This is a genomic window from Halorubrum sp. FL23, from assembly GCF_052439115.2.
GTDB classification, from domain to species: Archaea; Halobacteriota; Halobacteria; order Halobacteriales; family Haloferacaceae; genus Halorubrum; species Halorubrum persicum.
The window spans coordinates 20,934-27,007 of sequence record NZ_JBQVRO020000026.1 but is presented as its reverse complement, the minus strand read 5'-3'; the positions used below and the strand labels follow the sequence as shown (position 1 = coordinate 27,007).

The 6,074-nt window shown below is 56.5% G+C and carries 4 protein-coding genes and 1 pseudogene; 3 read left to right on the top strand and 2 right to left on the bottom strand.

Going from position 1 to position 6,074, the window contains the following annotated elements; translation table 11 throughout:
- The 3 genes and pseudogenes from ACT4MF_RS17775 to ACT4MF_RS17765 form a co-directional block, all read left to right on the top strand.
- A pseudogene (locus ACT4MF_RS17775) lies at positions 1-281 on the top strand (transcriptional regulator TbsP domain-containing protein); the annotation flags it as partial.
- A 172-nt stretch (positions 282-453) separates the two neighbouring features.
- The gene (locus ACT4MF_RS17770; RefSeq protein WP_444683592.1) at positions 454-735 is read left to right on the top strand and encodes a helix-turn-helix transcriptional regulator; all 282 of its coding nucleotides are present in this window, start codon (positions 454-456) and stop codon (positions 733-735) included.
- A gap of 261 nt (positions 736-996) precedes the next feature.
- Entirely contained in the window at positions 997-2,805 is a 1,809-nt protein-coding gene (locus ACT4MF_RS17765; protein WP_444683593.1) for an MBL fold metallo-hydrolase, read from the top strand.
- A gap of 483 nt (positions 2,806-3,288) precedes the next feature.
- Here the strand turns inward: ACT4MF_RS17765 and ACT4MF_RS17760 are convergent, their stop codons facing one another.
- Both ACT4MF_RS17760 and ACT4MF_RS17755 read right to left on the bottom strand, forming a co-directional pair.
- Positions 3,289-4,647: a DUF790 family protein gene (locus ACT4MF_RS17760; protein ID WP_094520521.1), complete on the bottom strand. Its 1,359-nt coding sequence runs from the start codon at positions 4,645-4,647 to the stop codon at positions 3,289-3,291.
- Positions 4,647-6,047, bottom strand: a complete 1,401-nt coding sequence (locus tag ACT4MF_RS17755; RefSeq protein WP_094520522.1) for a DEAD/DEAH box helicase — start codon at positions 6,045-6,047, stop codon at positions 4,647-4,649. The genes ACT4MF_RS17760 and ACT4MF_RS17755 overlap by 1 nt, the downstream gene beginning before the upstream one ends.
- Positions 6,048-6,074: the final 27 nt, after the last annotated feature.

Below are 6,074 nucleotides of genomic sequence, written 5' to 3'. Positions count from 1 at the left end.
CCAACAGCAACGAATACCTCAGTATCGTCGAGATCATGCTCATCCTCGCAGCCCGCAACGAGGTCCTCCTCTACGACATCTCGAAATGGGGAGAGGATACGGGTATCGCTTCGAAAGCGACTTTCTCACGGGCCAAATCAGCACTCGAAGATGCTGGCCTCATCGAGACGGAAAAGGTCCCAATAGATGTCGGTCGCCCCCGACTTCGGATTATCGCAACCGACAACCTCGCGACAGCAGACCTGAAGACACTCTCCACCGAGATCCAGTCTTCGCTGTAGCATCTCCCCTACGATAGCCCGACTATCGAGACGGGAATGCGGTACTTCTCCGACTCAAGCGTGAGATGAAGTAGTCAAAATCACTGCGTATAAGCTGTGAAACATATTCTATTCTATGACACGCAGTCACCAGATCAGTAGTATTTCAAAACTCGAATACGAAAATTGCGACATGTACGATCTGACTGGCTTTCAGCGCGATCTGCTGTACGTAGTTGCCGGACTTGATGACCCCCACGGACTCGCAGTCAAAGACGAACTCGAGGACTACTACGAAAAGGAAATCCATCATGGGCGGCTCTATCCCAACCTCGACACGCTCGTTGAGAAGGGACTCATCGAAAAAAGTCAGCGCGACCAACGGACAAACGAGTACAGCACTACTCGCCGCGGCACGAGAGAGATTGAAGCTCGGACTGAATGGGAGGCCGGGTATATTGACCACGACGAGTGACTGAACTGCTGCGTTCGAGGACTGTTTGACTCTCGTATTTCACGCCCTTCTTCGTGTGAAATCCACATAGCGTCGCCAAACGGGCTACGCTCATCTGTAGGCGCGAGTACTTGGCCCTGATTCGTTCGGAACTTGCTGGCGACAGACTCTCTCGCTGACGGATACAAACCGTCTTGCTACCGGGTATTCGTTGCTACAGATGAGCACTCTCTCAGAAGCGACCAGACTTTATTTCTACCACCGAAAGTGTCGATTACTCTCATGCCGAATACGACTCACCCTTGGCTCCCCGAAGGTGCTGATGAAACCTTTGATCCACTCGATCATGCAGATGTAACACCCTCTCCTGACACTCCATTGGTTGTTACCCCACGTGGAGGTGATCGAGAGGTCGGTCGGAGTTGCTATCAGGTCGACACTCAGCACGGCCGGTATCTTGTCGATTGCGGACTGAATCAGGGCACCGGTGAGAAGTTTCCCGATTTCCGAGGATTACAGCCACAATCAATCGACGCTGTGTTCCTCACCCACGCACACGTCGACCACTGCGGTGGGCTGCCAGTCCTCGAAAATCGAAACCTCCTCGCTGATGATGCTCCCATCATTGTTACCCCACCAACGGCATCAATTGCCTCGCTCATGCTTGAGGACTCGTTGAAAATTCATCGCCGCGAAACCGATGGCTCACAGGCAATTCAACAGTTTACTAGTCGTGATGTCGCTAACGTATGTGATCGCTTCCAGACAGTCGACTACGGCGGTGGCCGTATCGAAGGCGTGGCTCCAGTCTCGGATGTCGAACCGGCAATCTTCCAGTTCGGCAACGCAGCTCACCTCCTTGGATCTGTGTGGGTGACGATCCAAACCGGTGGCTATCGTGTCTGTTTTTCGGGTGACCTCGGTGGCAGAGCCACCCACCTTCCCGACATGAGTCCGCCCCCAGAGTCAGACCTCCTCATGCTGGAGTCGACCTACGGCGACACTCACAGCCATCCTTCTCTCAGTGGTGCTCGTACAGACCTTTGGACTGATATTGAACGGGCGATCCAGACGCATGAACCCGTCTTGATTCCCACCTTTGCTATTGGGCGTGCCCAGACGATTCTGTTGATCATCGCTGAACGCTTACATACCCTCTCTACTGACCTTCGAGATCGGCTCGAGATTGTTCTTGATGGCATGGCCGTCGAAGGGACTGACATCTATCACCAATATGTCGACGACGAGACCTACGTCGACGGGTCGCTGGTCAACCGGGTGACCGAGAGTGGTCAGACTGAACCGTTCTTCCCGGAGTCAATCACTACTCCTGAAACAGACCAAGACCGCCAAGAGATCCTCTCACGTGCAGTACGTGATGATACCGTCCCAGTTATTATTTCACCGTCCGGGATGCTAACCGGTGGAAACTCCCCTCGGTATCTGGCTGAGTTTGCAGCACGCTTCGGGACTGCGTCGGTCTTCCTCACGGGATATCAGGCTGCCAATACCACTGGTCGAACCCTCCAATCACAGTATCAGGCTGATCAAGAAACGATCTCGGCAACTATTGATACAACACCATTCGATACTGACTGGCCTGACAGTACTGACGTTCAATGGGTCCACCCCGAGAATGACAACGGTTCGGAACTGAAAACCCGGATTTCGTTCCCAGCTGACTGGATCTCACTAGTTGACGGACTCAGTGGCCACGCCGCACAGAGCGGGTTACTCTCATTTGCCCGGACAGTGGGGCCGGACACAATCGCGCTCATACACGGCCCCGACTACGCTCAAGAACGGCTTGGACCCCACCTTGCTGAGAACGTCACCGGTGTCAAGCAGGTCACTCGAAGCCAACGGCTGAGTCCTATCGCCGTTGGTGCTGATTCGGATGTCGACACCGCTTCAATCTCACCAGAGGAGATCGACAGCACAGGCTATACCGATCTCGAAGACCAGATTGACCACCTTTTTGACCTGTTGAGCCAACTCAACCGAGAGGTTACAACCGCTCGCAACGAGGCAGGGCTCTCCGAAGAAGAGATCCGGGAAATCGTTCGAGACGAAATTGAAGCAAAAGAGTGAATAAACGCACGTGTTTTCCCCAGAACAATCTCGTCACTCTCTCGGAGGCTGCTCTTCAGCCCGCAGTAGAGCAACGCGGACGACATTCGTTATCCCTGAATCGGGAGTAATGCCCATTCAGTCGTGGCTTCTCGGGGTTGACGTCGTCTTTGGTCATGCGAGCCCAGCCTCCTCGAAGGCATCGTTGACGACGTCAGCTGTCGGCGCGTTCAGGTAGGCGTTGGGGAAGGGGGCTTAGCGCCTACTTTCAGCTAAATCTGGATGGCCGATGTTCCGTTCGATCACTGGCGCTACCCTCCGGACTACTCTGAGTCGCTAGCTGTTCCGTTCAGAGCTCGCTTAACCAACATAACCGCCTATTTCCTCCTATCTGTTGGTTAATAACACACCACATTTCCAGTGAACACCCCTCGTTACGAGTGAGTTCGCAACTAAAGACAGCGACACGGTGGAAGGCATCGGTCGCCCAGTCACCGAAGTATCCTATTCAGAACCAGACAGTGTCTCGGATGGGACAGCAACGGTATCTGCCAGCTCGACCAAATCATAGACGTGAATCCCGGTTTTGAACCAGAGGATTCGATCGGCTGTCCGTCCGAACTCTTCACTCGCACAATCCAGGCGCTCTGACACGGCCAACACGAAATTGTCGGCCTCCACCTGACGAATCTTCGCGAGCTTTGACTCCAGATACTCGGGCGTCCAGAACCCGACGATCTCGAGAATCGCCCGTCGACCGTCGGAGTGTTCAATCGCAAAGTCGGGGATCATCACTTCGGCACCGAGGTCGAAGATGTCATCCTCACGGACGAGCTCCCATTCCGTATTCGAGCGCTCCCATTTCTGCGCGAGCATTCGTTCGACGTCGCTATCGAACTGATCTCCGGCACTGTAGTGCGAATCGAGGTTCTCAGTGTGGTCGAGTGTGAACGCTTGCGTCTCGCCGGTCGTTTCGTCGACGAGAATCTCGGCGGTCATCTCCCAGCGGTTACAGAGCGGCAACGCTGGCAGGAAGTTCGCCATGCGAATCCCGTACTTTTGTGATTTCGAGAAGAGTGATGCCGGCCCATCCAGCACGGCTTCGTAGCCAGCGGCCTGATCCGTGCTCGCGACACGTTTGCCGTTGACGTCGATCGGATAAATCCGGTGCATCAGGCCGAACAGCTTCACGTAACTGAAGACAGCCCCGAAGTGATCCCAGACGCGAATCCGCATCTCGGTTGCGTCATAAAGTACTGCCTGAGCGAGCGCGAGATTGTACCGCGTCAACAACCAGTCCACGGTGAGATCCGTGTGTTCGTATTCCTCGTCACTGCTTCCGGTCAACGCGGTCGTCGACGTCGACGAGTCGCCATCAGTCGCGTACTGGTCGGCGGTTCGCGTTCCGATTCGAACGAGCCGCTTGTTGTCCTCCAGATCGGCGTACATCCCGCGATAGCACTCCTCGAGTGAGATGCCCAACTCGTCGGCCACCGAACTGTACACCTCTAGTTTCTGTGTGTCCTCGCCGAGCGTTGGCTGACGCACGATCGGATACTGTTTATTGGCTTTCTCGAACAGCCGCTGGCGGATCTCGCGGGGGTCAGCCGAGGCGACGACCTCGAACTCGGACTCGTCTTTCAGGAGCTTCGCGAGCCCCTGGACGATCTTGTAGTCGGTATCCGCGACAGTCAGCTCGTCAATTGCGTCCTCGAGGTCGCCTTTCGGCTCATTGAGGTGGGTCTCGAACAGCTGGATGAGCTCCCGTGCCGTCTTCCGATAGTGCCCATCAGTCGGATCGATGAACAACGGCCTGATTTCCTTATCGGCCGTGCGCGATCGAGCGAGGTTGGCCGTTAGCACTACGCGTTCACCCCTTCACGGCGGCGCTGGGAGACGTACGTCTCTATTGAGTCGTCGGTGATAATCTCGTAGAGCCGTGCCGGCTGACGATCATCAGTGGGCCGCAATATTCGTCCGAGTCGCTGCGCGTACTGGCGTTTCGAGGCGCTCCCCGAGAGGATGATACCGACGTTCGCCGCCGGGACGTCGATGCCCTCGTCGAGGACCTGCGAGGTTACCAACATCGAGTGCTCCCCAGTCCGGAATCGTTCCAGAATCTCGGTTCGTTCGTCGGTTTTCGTCTGGTGGGTGATACAGGGGACGATGAACTCCTGAGAGATGTCGTAGGCGAAGTCGTTGTTAGCGGTGAAGATGATCGCGCGGTCGTCGTGATGGCGCTTGATGAGATTGTCGAGGGTGTCCAGCTTCTTTGTGGCCGTGCGAGCGATCCGCTCGGAGCGTTGCTTGGCGATGAGCGCCCGCCGACCCTGCGGGTCGTAGGAGGTTCGTTTGAGGAATTCTGCGTAGCCGTTGTCTTTCCAGAGGTCGAACTCGTGGCTGTCGACGTAATCACGATAGATCTGGTACTCTTCGTCGTACGTTTCGCGTTCGTCGGGCGTGAGATCGACCGACATGTGAATCGTCTCGTACTCGCTGAGGTACTCACCAGCGAGTTCGTCGACGTTCTCTCGGTAGACGACTGGGCCGAGGAGGTCCTCTAGCAGCTCGTGTTTCCCGTCGGGGCGTTCGTAGGTCGCCGTGAGGCCGAGGCGATACGGTGCGATCGTCATCTCGGGGATCTGCTGGTAGGTCGGGGCAGGCAGGTGATGTTCCTCGTCGACAACGAGTAAACCGAAGCGGTCGCCGTACTCGTTGACGTAACGGTAGGCGCTGTCGTAGGTGGTGACCGTGATCGCGGTGACGTTGTGACTCCCCCCGCCGAGGACGCCGACTGGCTCCGTAAGTTGGTCGCCGAAGGCGTTGGTGAGCGTGGCGTGCCACTGGTTCATCAGATCGATCGTCGGTGTCACGACCAGCGCACTGACGCCGGCGTCGGCAATAGCCTGGAGACCAAGGAACGTCTTCCCGCTGCCCGTGGGGAGCACGACACTCCCTCGTCGATCGTGGTCGATCCAGGCGTCGAGCGCCGCTTGCTGGTAGTCACGCGGTTCGATGTGGAGCGCTGGCGTGAGCTCGAGATCGGGGTATGCCCGCGCGGCGTCTTCGACCGATTGGACGGAGCCATCCTGAAGTGTTGCCTGTTTGTTGCCTTCCGTCCACGACCCAGCCCATTCGAGCAGGGATCGATATCGATAGGCTTGGGCACGGTACTCGTCGACGCGGTCATCCCACTCCGCGTAGAGTACGTTGTCGGGAGCATCGCGGAGCAGGAGCGTCCCCTCGTCGAACTCGATCCGCATTCAGTTATGAAAACGCGGCCGATCGGA

Excerpts from the sequence above, each read along its gene's own strand:
- ACT4MF_RS17770 (WP_444683592.1), top strand. The coding sequence starts at position 454 with ATGTACGATCTGACTGGCTTTCAGCGCGATCTGCTGTACGTAGTTGCC.
- ACT4MF_RS17765 (WP_444683593.1), top strand. The coding sequence starts at position 997 with ATGCCGAATACGACTCACCCTTGGCTCCCCGAAGGTGCTGATGAAACC.
- ACT4MF_RS17755 (WP_094520522.1), bottom strand. The coding sequence starts at position 6,047 with ATGCGGATCGAGTTCGACGAGGGGACGCTCCTGCTCCGCGATGCTCCC.